Origin of the sequence: Pseudomonas lyxosi, assembly GCF_047758685.1 — a bacterium.
GTDB classification, from domain to species: Bacteria; Pseudomonadota; Gammaproteobacteria; order Pseudomonadales; family Pseudomonadaceae; genus Aquipseudomonas; species Aquipseudomonas lyxosi.
The window spans coordinates 2,610,624-2,625,846 of sequence record NZ_CP180481.1; the positions used below are offsets into that span (position 1 = coordinate 2,610,624).

Here is a 15,223-nt window from a genome sequence, read left to right on the forward strand (position 1 = left end):
TGTCACCTAAGGTTGTTAAAGAAAGCCGGGCATTCTATCAGAACTTTTCTACAGGTGAAGGTCGGTGTTCGGTTTCGTAGCTTAACGGTAGGATGAACTGTAAGATTCTGCTCCCCATTTCTGTGTTCGAGAGCGCCTCCCTTGCTGCATAACATTCGTGTCGTCCTGGTCAATACCAGCCATCCCGGGAATATCGGCGGGGCTGCGCGTGCCATGAAGAACATGGGCCTGTCGCGGCTGGTGCTGGTCGAACCGCGGTTGTTCCCGCATCACGAAGCCGATGCTCGTGCTTCCGGTGCCGGTGACATCCTTGAAAACGCGCAAGTCGTCGCCACCTTGGAAGATGCCTTGGTCGGCTGCAATCTGGTGCTCGGTACCAGCGCCCGTGACCGTCGCATTCCATGGCCGTTGCTCGATCCCCGCGAATGCGGTGTGAAAGTGGTCGAGGAGGCCGCATCGGGTGCCGAGATTGCCTTGGTCTTTGGTCGTGAAGATTCCGGCCTGACCAATGAAGAGCTGCAGCGATGTCATTATCACGTGCACATCCCATCAGACCCTGAGTTCAGTTCGCTGAACCTTGGGGCAGCGGTGCAGGTGTTGAGCTATGAAGTGCGTATGTCCTGGCTCGCGGCCCAAGGTCAGCCGAGCAAGGTCGAGAAGGATGAAGTGGCGTCCACCAAAAGTGGTGAGCTGGCGACCATGGATGAGCTGGAGCGATTCTATGAGCACCTGGAGCAAACCCTGGTGGCCATTGAATTCCTTGATCCGGAAAAACCACGGCACTTGATGGCGCGCCTGCGCCGGTTGTACGGACGCAGCTCGGTCAGCCGGGCGGAAATGAATATATTGCGTGGCATCCTCACGGAAACCCAGAAAGCGGCCCGTGGCGAGCTTCTTAAGCGGAAGGATTAAAAATGTTCGAGCGTTTGCGTGAAGATATCCAGAGTGTTTTCCATCGTGATCCGGCAGCGCGCAACGCCTTTGAAGTTCTGACGTGCTACCCCGGTATGCACGCTATCTGGATCCATCGCTTGTCGTCTGCCCTGTGGGGTATGGGTTGGAAGTGGCTGGCGCGACTGGTGTCGAACTTCGGTCGCTGGTTGACCGGGATTGAGATTCATCCGGGCGCCAAGGTCGGTCGTCGATTCTTTATCGATCATGGCATGGGCATCGTCATCGGTGAAACCGCTGAGATCGGCAACGACGTCACCCTTTATCAGGGCGTGACGCTTGGCGGCACCAGTTGGAACAAGGGCAAGCGTCACCCGACTCTGGAAGATGGGGTTGTGGTCGGTGCGGGTGCCAAGGTGCTCGGCCCGTTCACCGTTGGTGCGGGGGCCAAGGTCGGTTCCAACGCCGTGGTGACCAAGGCTGTGCCGGCCGGGGCGACAGTGGTCGGTATTCCGGGGCGGATCATCGTCAAATCCGATGAAGAGCAGGACGCCAAGCGCAAGGCCATGGCCGAGAAGATCGGTTTCGATGCCTACGGTGTTGGTGAAGACATGCCGGACCCGGTGGCGCGTGCCATCAATCAGTTGCTCGATCATTTGCAGGCGGTTGATGGCCGTCTGGAGGGGATGTGCGGGGCGCTGAAGGATCTGGGCAGCAACTATTGCGCCAAGGATCTGCCTGAGTTGCGCGAAGAGGACTTCGCCTGCGTGAAGGATAAAGATGAAAGCAAGGCCAGCTAATTCCGGGCTGGCCCCTTCGCAAGCAATTGCTGGCTGTTCGCGGCCAGCCTTTGCTATGATGCGCGCGCTCTTTTGCGGGTAATCCTGACTAAAGCACTAGGTCTTATAGTTGACTTAAATACTCGGGAATTGCATACTCGCCCCATTCTGAACTCCGTGGTAATTGTCCATGCGACTGACTACAAAAGGCCGATACGCCGTAACCGCCATGCTTGACCTGGCGTTGCACGCGCAGCACGGGCCGGTGTCCCTGGCCGATATCTCCGAGCGCCAAGGCATCTCCCTGTCCTACCTCGAACAGCTCTTCGCCAAATTGCGCCGCAGCAATCTGGTCTCCAGCGTCCGTGGTCCAGGCGGCGGCTATCAGCTGTCGCGCGACATGCAGGGTATCCAGGTTGCCCAGGTGATCGATGCGGTGAACGAATCGGTCGATGCCACCAAATGCCAGGGCCAAGGTGATTGCCATCAAGGCGACACCTGTCTGACCCACCACTTGTGGTGCGATCTGAGCCTGCAGATTCACGAATTTCTCAGCGGTATCAGCTTGGCTGACCTTGTCACTCGCCGTGAGGTACAAGAAGTAGCCCAGCGTCAGGATCAGCGCCGTTGCAACAGCAAGGCGCCACGCCTGGACAAGATTGAAGCGTCCGCCGTCGAATGACAGCCAAAGAGCTAGCGGCACGCCAGCCAGCCTGATTTAGGAGATAGTCCATGAAATTGCCGATTTACCTTGATTACTCTGCGACCACCCCGGTTGATCCGCGTGTAGCGCAAAAGATGAGTGAATGCCTGCTGGTTGACGGAAACTTCGGTAACCCGGCGTCCCGTTCTCACGTGTTCGGCTGGAAAGCTGAAGAGTCCGTCGAAAACGCTCGTCGTCAGGTCGCTGACCTGGTCAACGCCGACCCGCGTGAAATCGTCTGGACCTCCGGTGCCACCGAGTCCGACAACCTGGCAATCAAGGGTGCGGCGCATTTCTATGCCACCAAAGGCAAACACCTGATCACCACCAAGATTGAGCACAAGGCTGTCCTCGACACCATGCGCCAACTGGAGCGTGAAGGCTTCGAAGTCACCTACCTCGAGCCTCGCACTGATGGTCTGGTCACTCCAGAGATGATCGAAGCCGCCCTGCGCGACGACACCATCCTGGTTTCGGTCATGCACGTGAACAACGAAATCGGCACCATCAACGACATAGAAGCCATCGGCGAACTGACCCGTTCCAAGGGCATCCTGTTCCACGTTGACGCTGCTCAGTCCACCGGCAAGGTCGATATCGACCTGTCGAAGCTGAAAGTCGACATGATGTCGTTCTCTGCCCACAAAACCTACGGCCCTAAAGGCATCGGCGCACTGTACGTGAGCCGCAAGCCGCGTGTTCGCATCGAAGCGACCATGCATGGCGGCGGTCACGAACGTGGCATGCGTTCCGGCACCCTGGCGACCCACCAGATCGTCGGCATGGGCGAAGCCTTCCGCGTAGCCAAGGAAGACATGGCTGCCGAGAACATCCGCATCAAGGCCTTGAGCGACCGCTTCTTCAAGCAGGTCGAAGGCCTGGAAGAGCTGTACATCAACGGCAGCATGACCGCTCGTGTTCCGCACAACCTGAACCTGAGCTTCAACTACGTTGAAGGCGAGTCGCTGATCATGGCGCTCAAGGATCTGGCGGTTTCGTCCGGTTCGGCCTGCACCTCGGCTTCCCTTGAGCCTTCGTACGTACTGCGCGCCCTGGGCCGCAACGACGAACTGGCACACAGCTCGATTCGCTTCACCTTCGGTCGTTTCACCACCGAAGAAGAAATCGACTACGCCGCGCAGAAAGTCTGCGAGGCCGTTACCAAGCTGCGCACTCTGTCGCCGCTGTGGGACATGTACAAAGACGGTGTCGACATTTCGAAAATCGAGTGGGCGGCACACTGATTTCAAGTCGCCGCAAACCGGCCCTGTAAGACGCAGGTTTTCAGGGCTTAAGAGCGACTCTCTGATGAGTGAGGATTAAGAATCATGGCTTACAGCGAAAAGGTCATCGACCACTACGAGAACCCGCGCAACGTCGGCAAGATGGACGCGGAAGACCCTGATGTCGGCACCGGCATGGTCGGCGCTCCGGCGTGCGGCGACGTGATGCGTCTGCAGATCAAGGTCAACGAGCAAGGCATCATCGAAGACGCCAAGTTCAAGACCTACGGTTGCGGTTCGGCTATCGCCTCCAGCTCCCTGGCGACCGAGTGGATGAAAGGCAAGACTCTGGATGAAGCAGAGACCATCAAAAACACTCAGCTGGCCGAAGAACTGGCTCTGCCGCCAGTAAAAATTCACTGTTCCGTACTTGCTGAAGACGCTATCAAAGCGGCCGTTCGCGACTACAAGCAGAAGAAAGGCTTGATCTGACTTTCAAGTTTTGGCGACGAGTAAGGAGTCACCGATGGCTATCAGCATGACAGAAGCGGCTGCTCAACACGTGCGACGCTCCCTCAACGGGCGCGGCAAAGGTGAAGGGATTCGTCTGGGTGTTCGCACCACAGGCTGTTCCGGCCTTGCCTACGTGCTGGAGTTTGTCGACGAGGTGGTTGCAGAGGATCAGGTGTTCGAAAGTCACGGCGAGAAAGTGATCATCGACCCGAAAAGCCTGGCCTACCTGGACGGCACCGAACTCGATTTCGTCAAGGAAGGGTTGAACGAAGGCTTCAAGTTCAACAATCCCAACGTACGCGGTGAATGTGGCTGCGGCGAAAGCTTCAACATCTGAGGCTGCGCGTGGGTACTCCTTGTCATTTCGCTTTATTTGAGCTGAAACCGAGCTTCCGTCTGGATCTCGATCAGTTGGCCACGCGCTACCGTGAGTTGGCGCGCGGTGTTCATCCGGACCGCTTTGCAGACGCTTCCGAGCGCGAGCAGCGGCTGGCGCTAGAGCAATCCGCGAGCCTCAACGAGGCCTACCAGACGCTCAAAAGTCCCCCAAAGCGCGCGCGTTACTTGCTCGCCATGGGCGGTCGCGAGCTGCCGCTGGAGGTCACGGTGCATGATCCGGAGTTTCTTCTGCAGCAGATGGAGCTGCGTGAAGAGCTCGAAGATCTGCAAGACAGCGCCGACCTGGCGGGTGTTGCGGTGTTCAAGCGTCGCCTGAAGACTGCGCAGGATGAACTGAACGAAAGCTTCGCAGCCTGTTGGGATGATGCGGCGCAACGTGAGCAGGCTGAACGCCTGATGCGGCGCATGCAGTTCCTCGACAAGCTCACCTACGAAGTGCGCCAGTTAGAAGAGCGCCTCGACGATTAACCCAGTGCCGCTCCGGTCGCACGCCTGATATACAGATAAGTCCTGATAACGATGGCCCTACTGCAGATCGCCGAACCCGGCCAAAGTCCTCAACCGCACCAGCGTCGTCTGGCTGTGGGGATCGACTTGGGCACTACCAATTCGCTGGTCGCTGCATTGCGCAGTGGTCTTTCCGAACCTCTGGCTGACGCTGACGGGCAGGTCATTCTGCCGTCTGCCGTGCGCTATCACGCCGATCGCATCGAAGTCGGCGAGTCGGCCAAGCTGGCTGCTGCCACCGATCCTTTGAATACTGTGCTGTCGGTCAAGCGCTTGATGGGTCGTGGTCTGTCCGACGTCAAGCAATTGGGCGATCAACTGCCGTACCGCTTCGTCGGCGGCGAGTCGCACATGCCGTTCATCGACACGATTCAAGGCCTGAAAAGCCCGGTCGAAGTTTCCGCCGATATCCTGAAAGTGCTGCGTCAGCGCGCCGAAGCGACGTTGGGTGGCGAACTGGTCGGCGCGGTGATCACCGTTCCCGCCTATTTCGACGATGCTCAGCGTCAAGCCACCAAGGATGCGGCCAAACTGGCCGGTCTAAATGTGCTGCGTCTGCTCAATGAGCCGACCGCCGCTGCTGTGGCTTACGGTCTGGATCAACACGCTGAAGGCCTGGTCGCTATTTATGACCTGGGTGGCGGCACCTTTGATATTTCGATTCTGCGCCTGACCGGCGGTGTGTTTGAGGTTTTGGCTACCGGCGGCGACAGCGCGCTGGGCGGCGATGACTTCGACCACGCAATTGCTGGCTGGATCATCGAGGGCGCCGGTCTGTCCGCCGACCTCGATCCGGGTGCGCAACGCAATTTGCTGCAAACCGCTTGTGCGGCCAAAGAAGCGCTGACCAATACCTCGTCCGTTGAAGTCGCTTATGGCGACTGGAAAGCCGAGCTGACCCGTGAAGCCTTCAATGCGCTGATCGAGCCAATGGTTGCTCGCAGTCTGAGAGCCTGTCGCCGCGCTGTGCGTGATTCCGGCATCGAGCTGGAAGAAGTGCATGCCGTGGTCATGGTCGGCGGTTCGACTCGTGTGCCTCGCGTTCGCGAAGCCGTCGCTGAAGCCTTCGGTCGCGAACCGTTGACCGAAATCGATCCGGATCAAGTGGTGGCCATTGGTGCCGCGATCCAGGCCGATACCCTGGCTGGCAACAAGCGCGATGGCGATGAACTGCTGTTGCTTGACGTGATTCCGTTGTCCCTGGGGCTGGAAACCATGGGCGGCTTGATGGAGAAGGTGATTCCACGCAACACCACCATCCCTGTCGCCCGCGCTCAGGACTTCACGACTTATAAAGATGGCCAGTCGGCCATGGCAATTCACGTATTGCAGGGCGAGCGCGAGCTGATCAGCGACTGCCGCTCTCTGGCACGCTTCGAATTGCGCGGCATTCCGGCGATGGTGGCTGGTGCGGCGAAGATTCGCGTGACCTTCCAGGTCGATGCCGACGGTCTGCTCAGTGTTTCCGCCCGCGAGCTGGGGTCGGGCATTGAGGCCAGCATCCAGGTCAAGCCGTCCTACGGTCTGACGGATGGCGAAATTGCCAAGATGCTCAAGGACTCGTTCCAGCACGCCAACGACGACAAGGTCGCTCGGGTGTTGCGTGAACAGCAGGTCGATGCCCAGCGCCTGATCGAAGCGGTGCAGGGCGCCCTCGATGTCGATGGCGAGCGTTTGCTCGACGCCGAAGAGCGCATGGTCATCGAATTGCAGATGCAGGAACTGACCGAATTGATGAAAGGCACCGATGGTTACGCCATCGAGCAGCAGACCAAGCGTCTGTCGCAAGTGACCGACGCCTTTGCTGCCCGCCGCCTGGACTCGACGGTGAAAGCCGCGCTGGCGGGGCGCAACCTGAATGAGATTGAGGAATAACGATGCCGCAGGTCATTTTTCTGCCACACGAGAAGTTCTGCCCGGAAGGTATGGTTGTGGAGGCTGAGCCTGGCACTTCCATTCTCGAGCTGGCCCACGAACACCATATCGAGATGGAAAGCGCCTGCGGCGGCGTCTGCGCCTGCACCACCTGCCACTGCATCATCCGCGAAGGTTTCGACTCGCTGGAAGAAGCGGATGAGCTGGAAGAAGACTTTCTTGATCGTGCCTGGGGTCTGGAGGCGCAATCGCGTCTAGGCTGTCAGGCGATCGTCGGGAATGAAGACCTGACTGTCGAAATTCCGAAATACTCGGTCAACCATGCGGCTGAAGCGCCGCACTGATTCAAGGAACTGAAATGAGTCTGAAATGGGTTGATGTGCTGGAAATCGCGATCCAGCTGGCTGAATCCAAGCCGGATGTGGACCCGCGTTACGTGAACTTCGTCGATCTGCACAAATGGGTGCTGGCATTGCCGGAGTTCAGTGATGATCCGACCCGCGGTGGCGAGAAGGTGCTTGAAGCCATTCAGGCCGCCTGGATCGAAGAAGCAGACTGAGTCTGCGCCGTACGCAGTTAGGCAATACCAAAGAACCCGCGTATAATTCGCGGGTTTAATTTTTCGCAAATTACCGTTTCTGGAGTTACACCATGGCTGTTCAACGTACTTTCTCCATCATCAAGCCTGACGCTGTTGCAAAAAACGTTATCGGCGAGATCACCACTCGTTTCGAAAAAGCTGGCCTGCGCGTTGTAGCTTCGAAACTGAAGCAACTGTCCAAAGCTGAAGCTGAAGGCTTCTACGCTGAGCACAGCGCTCGTGGTTTCTTCGGCGACCTGGTTGCTTTCATGATCTCCGGTCCGGTTGTCGTTCAGGTTCTGGAAGGCGAAAACGCTATCGCTCTGAACCGTGAGCTGATGGGCGCTACCAACCCTAAAGAAGCTGCTGCCGGTACCATCCGCGCTGACTTCGCTGATTCGATCGACGCCAACGCTGTACACGGTTCGGACTCCGAAGCCGCTGCTGCTCGCGAAATCTCGTACTTCTTCGCAGCTACTGAAGTAACCACTCGCTAAGCATTGGCTTAAGAGTGAAGGTGAATCCATGACTACATCGACTGTAAAAACCAACCTGCTGGGTCTGACTCAGCTGGAAATGGAAAAATTCTTCGACTCAATCGGGGAGAAGCGTTTCCGTGCCGGTCAGGTAATGAAATGGATTCACCACCTTGGCGTCGATGATTTCGACGCCATGACGAACGTCAGCAAGGCCTTGCGCGACAAGCTCAAGGCTATTGCCGAGGTTCGTGGTCCTGAAGTTGTCAGCGAGGACATCTCCACCGATGGCACCCGTAAGTGGGTGGTGCGCGTGGCGTCCGGCAGCTGCGTCGAGACCGTGTACATTCCCCAGGGCAAACGCGGCACTTTGTGCGTTTCGTCCCAGGCAGGCTGTGCCCTGGATTGCAGTTTCTGCTCCACCGGCAAGCAAGGATTCAACAGCAACCTCACTGCCGCCGAAGTCATCGGCCAGGTGTGGATTGCCAATAAATCGTTCGGCAGCATCCCGGCGACCGCCGACCGTGCCATCACCAACGTGGTGATGATGGGCATGGGTGAGCCGCTGCTGAACTTCGACAACGTCGTGGCCGCCATGCATCTGATGATGGATGACCTGGGCTACGGGATCTCCAAGCGCCGCGTAACCCTGTCTACCTCGGGTGTGGTGCCGATGATCGATGAGCTGTCCAAGCACATCGACGTCTCCCTGGCGTTGTCCCTGCATGCACCGAACGACGCATTGCGTAACCAATTGGTACCGATCAACAAGAAGTATCCGCTTAAGATGCTGCTCGAGTCGTGCCAGCGCTACATGTCGTCCCTGGGCGAGAAGCGCGTACTGACCATTGAGTACACCTTGCTCAAGGACATCAACGACAAGGTCGAGCACGCGGTCGAAATGATCGAGTTGCTCAAGAACATCCCATGCAAGATCAACCTGATTCCGTTCAACCCGTTCCCGCATTCCGGTTACGAGCGTCCGAGCAACAACGCGATTCGTCGTTTCCAGGATCAGCTTCACCATGCCGGTTTCAATGTCACCGTACGCACCACCCGCGGTGAAGACATCGATGCCGCGTGTGGCCAATTGGTAGGACAGGTGCTGGATCGCACCCGTCGCAGCGAGCGTTATATCGCCGTGCGTGAGTTAAGCGCCGAAAACGATATCGCACAGAACGCTGCGAACAATAATTAAGAGAGGATCTCTATGTCCCTGCGCTTCGCGCTGCTTTTGCTGTTGGCCAGCCTGTGTGCTGGCTGTGTCCTGTCGGGCGATTTCAACCCGATGAAGACCAGCAAGGGCCGCGATGAAGCGCGCGTTGCCTATGTGCAGCTGGGCTTGGGGTACTTGCAGCAGGGCATGACCGAACGGGCGAAAGTACCGTTGAAGAAAGCGCTGGATCTGGATGACTCGGATCCGGATGCCAACGCTGCGCTGGGTCTGGTATTCCAGGCCGAGATGGAGCCGGAGCTGGCGGATCAGCATTTTCGCAAGGCGCTGTCTTCCCGCCCCAACGATGCGCGAATCCTGAACAACTACGGCAGTTTTCTTTTCGAAGAGAAACGCTACAAAGAGGCGTACGAGCGCTTTGAACAGGCCGCCGCCGATACCTTGTATCCTGAGCGTTCGCGGGTGTTCGAGAACCTTGGAATGACCGCTTCGAAGCTGGGGCAGCGCGATCTGGCGCAGCAGCAGCTGGAAAAATCCCTGCGTTTGAATCGCCAACAGCCACGTGCATTGCTGGAAATGGCTGAGTTGTCCTTCGAAGACAGGCATTATGTGCCCGCGCGTGACTACTACGATCGTTTTAGCCTGCTCGCCGAGCAAAATGCACGTAGTCTATTGCTCGGCGTTCGGCTGGCAAAAGTGTTTGAAGATCGCGACAAGGCCGCCAGTTTTGGCCTGCAACTAAAACGACTCTATCCCGGTACGCCGGAATATCAGCAATACCTGTCGGAGCAATGATGAAAGCGGCGCATCCCGAAGTTGTAGCAGCGAATCGCGTTAATCCCGGTGAGACTTTGCGCCAGGCTCGCGAAAGCAATGGCTGGTCGCTGGCCGAAGTGGCCCTCAAGCTCAACCTCACCGTCAATTCCCTGAGCAATCTGGAAGCCGGCGCTTTCGACAAGCTGCCTGGGCATACCTTTGCTCGCGGTTATATTCGCGCCTACGCGAAATTGCTCGGCATGGATCAAACCGTACTGGTCCAACAGTTCGACCAATCCACCGGCACCGACTCCCAGGGTAGCAACGTTCATAGCCTGGGACGTATCGAAGAGCCGGTTCGGGTTTCCCACACCATTTTGCGAATTGTCAGCCTGCTGTTGCTGATCGCAGTGATTGGTGGTGGTTTTGTCTGGTGGCAGGATCAAACCTCATTGCGCACCAAAGACGTGACCAGCCTGAGCCCGGAACACGTTGAAGTCGAAGGCGCTGACGGCACCACCCAGATCCATCCGCTGGACGAGCCGGAAGACCAGGCCGTCGCGGAAGGTCAGGCTGAAGGCGCAACCGCTCTTGCGTTGCCGCAAGCCGAGAATTCCACTGAAGCACCGGCCGAAGCTGAAGCGACTGCACCGGTTGCACCAGCGCCAACGCCTGCGGCACCCGCGCATAGCACTGCGTCGGTTGTATCGACTCCGGTCGCGCCAGCCCCGACTGCTCCTGTTGTATCGACCCCGCCTGCGAGCGCTTCGGTGACTCCGACCATTCCCGCTCCAGCCACGGCGGCTCCGGTTGCCGGCCAGGGCCAGGTTCAACTGCAATTCACTGCCGATTGCTGGACGCAAGTGACCGATGGCACCGGCAAGGTGTTGTTGAGCGGTCTCAAGCGCAAAGGCGAAAACGTTTCCGTGAGCGGCAAGCCACCGTTTACCGTGCGTCTGGGCTTCGCCCGTGGCGCGCAGGTCAGCTACAACGGGCAGGTGGTTGATGTCGCTCCGTTCACCAGTGGCGAGACTGCTCGCCTGAAGTTGGGTCAATAAGTCATGCACGGCGAATCTCCAATCAAACGTCGCGAATCCCGCAAAATCTGGGTCGGTAACGTGCCCGTTGGCGGCGATGCGCCTATCGCTGTGCAGAGCATGACCAACAGCGACACCAATGACGTCGCCGCCACCGTGGCCCAGATCAATCGTCTGGAAGCGGCTGGCGTCGATATCGTGCGAATTTCCGTGCCCGACATGGATGCCGCTGAAGCCTTCGGCAAGATCAAGAAGCTGGTCAAGGTGCCTTTGGTTGCCGACATCCACTTTGACTACAAGATCGCTCTGCGCGTAGCCGAACTGGGCGTTGACTGCCTGCGAATCAACCCGGGCAACATCGGTCGCGAAGACCGCGTGCGTGCGGTAGTCGATGCCGCCCGTGATCGCGGGATTCCGATCCGCATCGGCGTAAACGCCGGTTCCCTGGAAAAAGACCTGCAAAAGAAATACGGCGAGCCGACCCCGGCTGCGCTGGTCGAGTCTGCTTTGCGTCACGTCGAGCACCTTGAACGCCTGAATTTCCAGGACTTCAAGGTCAGCGTGAAAGCCTCCGACGTGTTCATGGCCGTTGCCGCTTACCGCTTGCTGGCCAAGGAAATCGTCCAGCCGCTGCACCTGGGCATCACCGAAGCCGGTGGTTTGCGTTCAGGCACGGTGAAATCCGCCGTGGGCCTCGGTATGCTGCTCGCCGAAGGGATTGGCGATACTATTCGCATCTCGTTGGCGGCCGACCCGGTCGAGGAAGTGAAAGTCGGCTACGACATTCTCAAATCCCTGCATCTGCGCTCCCGTGGCATCAACTTCATCGCCTGCCCGAGCTGCTCGCGGCAGAACTTCGATGTGGTCAAAACCATGAACGAGCTGGAAGGGCGCCTCGAAGACCTGCTGGTGCCGCTGGATGTCGCGGTCATCGGTTGCGTGGTCAACGGGCCGGGCGAAGCCAAGGAAGCCCATATTGGCTTGACCGGCGGCACGCCAAACCTGATTTACATCGACGGCAAGCCGTCGCAGAAACTGACGAATGACAATCTGGTGGATGAGCTTGAACGCTTGATCCGCCAGAAAGCGGCCGAAAAGGTCGAAGCCGACGCGGCTGTAATCGCCCGCGGTTGAGTCGAACGAATTTAAGGATTTTTTGTGAGCAAGTCTCTGCAAGCCATACGTGGCATGAACGACATCCTGCCCGAGCAGACTCCCCTGTGGCGTCATTTCGAAGGCACCGTCTCGCGTTTGCTGGATAACTACGGTTACAAGCAGATCCGCATGCCGATCGTCGAGTTCACCGAGCTGTTCAAGCGTTCCATCGGTGAAGTAACCGACATCGTCGAGAAAGAGATGTACACCTTCGACGACCGCAACGGCGATTCCCTGACCCTGCGCCCCGAAGGCACAGCGGCCTGCGTGCGTGCGGTGCTCGAGCACGGCATCACCGGCGGTGGCCAGGTGCAGAAACTCTGGTACATAGGTCCGATGTTCCGCCACGAACGTCCGCAGAAAGGCCGTTATCGCCAGTTCCACCAGATCGGTTGCGAAGTGTTCAACCTCGACGGTCCGGACATCGATGCCGAGCTGATCGTGCTGACCTGGCGCCTGTGGGGCGAGCTGGGCATCCGTGATGCGGTCAAGCTCGAACTCAACAGCCTGGGCACTGCCGAGTCCCGCGGTCGTTATCGCGTAGCGCTGGTCGAGTTCCTCTCGGCCCGCCTGGACAAGCTGGACGAAGACAGCCAGCGCCGTCTGAAGACCAACCCTTTGCGGGTCCTGGATACCAAGAACGCTGACACTCAAGCCGTGCTGGTCGACGCGCCGAAAATGGCCGACTACCTCGACGAAGAATCCCGCGTGCACTTCGAGGGCCTCAAGGCTCGCCTGGACGCTGCGGGCATTCCTTATGTGATCAACCCGAAGCTGGTTCGCGGGTTGGATTACTACAGCAAGACCGTTTTCGAATGGGTCACCGACAAGCTGGGCGCCCAGGGCACCGTGTGTGCCGGTGGTCGTTACGACGGTCTGGTGGAGCAGATGGGCGGCAAGCCGACCCCTGGCGTTGGTTTCGCCATGGGCATCGAGCGCCTGGTGCTGCTGCTTGAAACCCTGGAGCAGATCCCGGAAGAGATTTTCCGTCAGGTCGACGTTTACCTCTGCGCCTTCGGTGAAGCCGCCGAGTTGGCCGGTCTGGCCCTGAGTGAACGTGTTCGTGATCAATTGCCCAACCTGCGCCTGCAAGTGAATGCCGGCGCCGGCAGCTTCAAAAGCCAGTTCAAGAAAGCCGACAAGAGCGGTGCGTTGTACGCGCTGATCCTCGGTGACGACGAAATGGCCCAGCAAGTGGTAGGTTTCAAACCCCTGCGTGGCCAGGGCGAACAACAAAGCATTGCCTGGGATGCGCTTGCTGCACACCTGGCCACCTGCGTCGTGCAGGGTTGAAGCTGTCAAACAGCCGATTTAGCGATTAAGGAGTATTGGGGTGTCGAGTACCGAAGACGAACAGCTGTCGGATTTGAAGGACTGGTGGACACGCAACGGCAAGCCCCTGGTCACTGGCGGCCTGTTGGCGCTGGTCATCGTGTTCGGCTGGCAGGCCTTTCACAAGTATCAGAGCAATCAGTCGCAAGGCGCCTCGATGCTCTATCAGCAACTGCTGGAAACCACGCTGACGCCAGACGGCAAGCCTGATGCCGCCCGTGTTGCGGACCTGGCCGGCAAGCTCAACAGCGAGTTCGGCGGTAGCGCTTACGCGCAGTACGGCAGCCTGTTCGTGGCAAAAGTCGCGGTCGACAGCGGCAAGCTGGATGACGCAGCCAGCGAGCTGAAAGCCATTGTCGCCAAACCGGCCAACCCGGCGCTGGGCGAAATTGCTCGTCAGCGCCTGGCGCAGGTGCTGGCCGCGCAGAACAAGGCCGATGAAGCCCTGAAACTGCTCGAAGGCGATGCCGATAAAGCATTCCTGGCCACTCGCGAAGAACTCAAAGGCGACCTGCTGGTGCAGTTGGGTCGTACCGACGAAGCGAACACGGCGTATCAAAAAGCCAAGGCGGCATTGTCGGATGAAGCGGCAGTGGGTGGCCTACAAATCAAGCTGGACGACCTGGCCAAAGGGGATGCGTGACGTGATTCGTTGGAAACATGCAGCATTGCTGGCTCTGGCCATATTGGCCGCGGGTTGCAGCAGCAACAGCAAAAAAGAACTGCCACCGGCCGAGTTGACCGACTTCAAAGAAGAAGTGGTTCTGCAAAAGCAGTGGAGTCGTTCGATCGGTGACGGTCAGGGCGATTCGTACAACATGCTGGTTCCGGCGATCGATGGCGATACCATCTATGCCGCCGACGTCACCGGTGTGGTGATGGCGATGGATCGCAGCAATGGCGACGTCAAATGGAAGAAAGATCTCGAACTGCCTGTTTCCGGCGCTGTCGGCGTCAGTTACGGTCTGCTCCTGATCGGTACGATCAAGGGTGAAATCGTTGCCCTGGACGCCATCAACGGTGAAGAGAAATGGCGCGCTCGCGTGTCCAGTGAAGTCCTCGCACCGCCGGCCAACAACGGTGATGTCGTTGTCGTTCAGACTCAGGATGACCGTCTGATCGGTCTGGATGCCGCTACCGGCACCCAGCGCTGGTTGTACGACAGTACTCCGGCGGTATTGACCCTGCGCGGCACCAGTGCGCCGATCGTCACCAACCGCCTCGCGGTGGCTGGCCTGTCGACCGGTAAAGTGGTTGCTCTCGATATTTCCAACGGCGTGCCGGTTTGGGAACAACGTGTAGCGATTCCACAAGGTCGTTCGGAACTGGAGCGCGTTGTCGATATCGACGGTGGCCTGCTGCTTTCCGGCGAAACGCTGTACGTCGCCAGCTACCAGGGTCGCGTTGCGGCACTGGATCTGCAAAGCGGTCGTCAGCTTTGGCAGCGTGATGCTTCCAGCTATGCCGGTGTCGCCCAGGGTTTTGGCAGCGTCTACGTGAGCCTGTCTTCGGGCACCGTTGAAGGCGTCGACGAGCGTTCCACCACAGCCTTGTGGAGCAACGATTCGCTGGCCCGTCGTCAACTGTCGGCTCCGGAAGTGTTCTCCAGCTATGTTGCAGTCGGTGATATGGAAGGTTACCTGCATCTGCTGAGCCAGGTGGATGGTCGTTTCGTCGGCCGCGAGCGCATCGACAGCGACGGCCTGCGTGCCCGTCCGCTGGTGGTGGGTGACACGATTTATCTGTATGGCAACAGTGGCAAACTGGAAGCCCTGACCATTAAGTAAAGGTTTGACTATGCTTGGGGTTAAACCCCAGGCAGC

Annotated in this window: 18 protein-coding genes; all 18 read left to right on the forward strand. The window is 58.5% G+C overall.

Features of this window, described 5'->3' with window-relative positions; all coding sequences use genetic code 11:
* Window positions 1–141 precede the first annotated feature (141 nt).
* The 18 genes from trmJ (at window position 142) to bamB (ending at window position 15,187) form a co-directional block, all read left to right on the forward strand.
* Window positions 142–912 (forward strand): tRNA (cytosine(32)/uridine(32)-2'-O)-methyltransferase TrmJ, encoded by a 771-nt coding sequence (trmJ, locus tag ACMXYI_RS12085; protein WP_010457884.1) that lies wholly within the window; start codon window positions 142–144, stop codon window positions 910–912.
* Between the two features lie 2 nt (window positions 913–914).
* Window positions 915–1,691: a serine O-acetyltransferase gene (cysE, locus tag ACMXYI_RS12090; RefSeq protein ID WP_046054696.1), complete on the forward strand. Its 777-nt coding sequence runs from the start codon at window positions 915–917 to the stop codon at window positions 1,689–1,691.
* Window positions 1,692–1,860: 169 nt separating this feature from the next.
* Window positions 1,861–2,352: a Fe-S cluster assembly transcriptional regulator IscR gene (gene iscR, locus ACMXYI_RS12095; RefSeq protein ID WP_007903581.1), complete on the forward strand. Its 492-nt coding sequence runs from the start codon at window positions 1,861–1,863 to the stop codon at window positions 2,350–2,352.
* 50 nt (window positions 2,353–2,402) lie between these two features.
* A complete protein-coding gene (locus ACMXYI_RS12100) occupies window positions 2,403–3,617 on the forward strand; it encodes an IscS subfamily cysteine desulfurase (protein ID WP_415773373.1) in 1,215 nt (404 codons plus the stop codon).
* Between the two features lie 84 nt (window positions 3,618–3,701).
* The gene (iscU, locus tag ACMXYI_RS12105; RefSeq protein WP_003443374.1) at window positions 3,702–4,088 is read left to right on the forward strand and encodes a Fe-S cluster assembly scaffold IscU; all 387 of its coding nucleotides are present in this window, start codon (window positions 3,702–3,704) and stop codon (window positions 4,086–4,088) included.
* Between the two features lie 34 nt (window positions 4,089–4,122).
* Window positions 4,123–4,446, forward strand: a complete 324-nt coding sequence (gene iscA, locus ACMXYI_RS12110) for an iron-sulfur cluster assembly protein IscA (RefSeq protein ID WP_007903589.1) — start codon at window positions 4,123–4,125, stop codon at window positions 4,444–4,446.
* 8 nt (window positions 4,447–4,454) lie between these two features.
* Window positions 4,455–4,976: a co-chaperone HscB gene (gene hscB / locus ACMXYI_RS12115; RefSeq protein WP_008070981.1), complete on the forward strand. Its 522-nt coding sequence runs from the start codon at window positions 4,455–4,457 to the stop codon at window positions 4,974–4,976.
* Between the two features lie 51 nt (window positions 4,977–5,027).
* Complete coding sequence (gene hscA, locus ACMXYI_RS12120; protein WP_415773374.1) at window positions 5,028–6,890, forward strand: Fe-S protein assembly chaperone HscA; 1,863 nt, start codon at window positions 5,028–5,030, stop codon at window positions 6,888–6,890.
* 2 nt (window positions 6,891–6,892) lie between these two features.
* Window positions 6,893–7,234, forward strand: coding sequence for an ISC system 2Fe-2S type ferredoxin (gene fdx / locus ACMXYI_RS12125; RefSeq protein WP_033061467.1), 342 nt, complete (start codon window positions 6,893–6,895; stop codon window positions 7,232–7,234).
* Window positions 7,235–7,248: 14 nt separating this feature from the next.
* Window positions 7,249–7,449: a Fe-S cluster assembly protein IscX gene (gene iscX / locus ACMXYI_RS12130; protein ID WP_008147746.1), complete on the forward strand. Its 201-nt coding sequence runs from the start codon at window positions 7,249–7,251 to the stop codon at window positions 7,447–7,449.
* 92 nt (window positions 7,450–7,541) lie between these two features.
* Window positions 7,542–7,967 carry a nucleoside-diphosphate kinase gene (ndk, locus tag ACMXYI_RS12135; protein WP_007916882.1) on the forward strand — a complete coding sequence of 142 codons (426 nt, stop codon included), beginning with the start codon at window positions 7,542–7,544 and terminating at the stop codon, window positions 7,965–7,967.
* A 28-nt stretch (window positions 7,968–7,995) separates the two neighbouring features.
* Complete coding sequence (rlmN, locus tag ACMXYI_RS12140) at window positions 7,996–9,144, forward strand: 23S rRNA (adenine(2503)-C(2))-methyltransferase RlmN (protein WP_059403385.1); 1,149 nt, start codon at window positions 7,996–7,998, stop codon at window positions 9,142–9,144.
* Window positions 9,145–9,156: 12 nt separating this feature from the next.
* Entirely contained in the window at window positions 9,157–9,915 is a 759-nt protein-coding gene (gene pilW / locus ACMXYI_RS12145) for a type IV pilus biogenesis/stability protein PilW (protein WP_415773375.1), read from the forward strand.
* Window positions 9,915–10,934, forward strand: a complete 1,020-nt coding sequence (locus tag ACMXYI_RS12150) for a RodZ domain-containing protein (RefSeq protein WP_415773376.1) — start codon at window positions 9,915–9,917, stop codon at window positions 10,932–10,934. The genes pilW and ACMXYI_RS12150 overlap by 1 nt, the downstream gene beginning before the upstream one ends.
* Window positions 10,935–10,937: 3 nt before the next feature.
* Window positions 10,938–12,047 (forward strand): flavodoxin-dependent (E)-4-hydroxy-3-methylbut-2-enyl-diphosphate synthase, encoded by a 1,110-nt coding sequence (gene ispG / locus ACMXYI_RS12155; RefSeq protein WP_008147751.1) that lies wholly within the window; start codon window positions 10,938–10,940, stop codon window positions 12,045–12,047.
* 24 nt (window positions 12,048–12,071) lie between these two features.
* Complete coding sequence (gene hisS / locus ACMXYI_RS12160) at window positions 12,072–13,361, forward strand: histidine--tRNA ligase (RefSeq protein ID WP_415773377.1); 1,290 nt, start codon at window positions 12,072–12,074, stop codon at window positions 13,359–13,361.
* Between the two features lie 40 nt (window positions 13,362–13,401).
* Complete coding sequence (locus tag ACMXYI_RS12165) at window positions 13,402–14,043, forward strand: tetratricopeptide repeat protein (protein WP_415773378.1); 642 nt, start codon at window positions 13,402–13,404, stop codon at window positions 14,041–14,043.
* Complete coding sequence (bamB, locus tag ACMXYI_RS12170) at window positions 14,036–15,187, forward strand: outer membrane protein assembly factor BamB (protein ID WP_415757788.1); 1,152 nt, start codon at window positions 14,036–14,038, stop codon at window positions 15,185–15,187. Before ACMXYI_RS12165 ends, bamB begins: the two co-directional genes overlap by 8 nt.
* The last annotated feature ends 36 nt before the right edge of the window (window positions 15,188–15,223 follow it).

What these genes read in the sequence shown, in the direction of transcription:
- rlmN (WP_059403385.1), top strand. Translation starts at nt 7,996, where the DNA reads ATGACTACATCGACTGTAAAAACCAACCTGCTGGGTCTGACTCAGCTG.
- iscR (WP_007903581.1), top strand. Translation starts at nt 1,861, where the DNA reads ATGCGACTGACTACAAAAGGCCGATACGCCGTAACCGCCATGCTTGAC.
- ACMXYI_RS12150 (WP_415773376.1), top strand. Translation starts at nt 9,915, where the DNA reads ATGAAAGCGGCGCATCCCGAAGTTGTAGCAGCGAATCGCGTTAATCCC.
- bamB (WP_415757788.1), top strand. Translation starts at nt 14,036, where the DNA reads ATGCGTGACGTGATTCGTTGGAAACATGCAGCATTGCTGGCTCTGGCC.
- pilW (WP_415773375.1), top strand. Translation starts at nt 9,157, where the DNA reads ATGTCCCTGCGCTTCGCGCTGCTTTTGCTGTTGGCCAGCCTGTGTGCT.
- ispG (WP_008147751.1), top strand. Translation starts at nt 10,938, where the DNA reads ATGCACGGCGAATCTCCAATCAAACGTCGCGAATCCCGCAAAATCTGG.
- iscU (WP_003443374.1), top strand. Translation starts at nt 3,702, where the DNA reads ATGGCTTACAGCGAAAAGGTCATCGACCACTACGAGAACCCGCGCAAC.
- ndk (WP_007916882.1), top strand. Translation starts at nt 7,542, where the DNA reads ATGGCTGTTCAACGTACTTTCTCCATCATCAAGCCTGACGCTGTTGCA.
- iscA (WP_007903589.1), top strand. Translation starts at nt 4,123, where the DNA reads ATGGCTATCAGCATGACAGAAGCGGCTGCTCAACACGTGCGACGCTCC.
- ACMXYI_RS12100 (WP_415773373.1), top strand. Translation starts at nt 2,403, where the DNA reads ATGAAATTGCCGATTTACCTTGATTACTCTGCGACCACCCCGGTTGAT.
- hscA (WP_415773374.1), top strand. Translation starts at nt 5,028, where the DNA reads ATGGCCCTACTGCAGATCGCCGAACCCGGCCAAAGTCCTCAACCGCAC.
- cysE (WP_046054696.1), top strand. Translation starts at nt 915, where the DNA reads ATGTTCGAGCGTTTGCGTGAAGATATCCAGAGTGTTTTCCATCGTGAT.
- iscX (WP_008147746.1), top strand. Translation starts at nt 7,249, where the DNA reads ATGAGTCTGAAATGGGTTGATGTGCTGGAAATCGCGATCCAGCTGGCT.
- fdx (WP_033061467.1), top strand. Translation starts at nt 6,893, where the DNA reads ATGCCGCAGGTCATTTTTCTGCCACACGAGAAGTTCTGCCCGGAAGGT.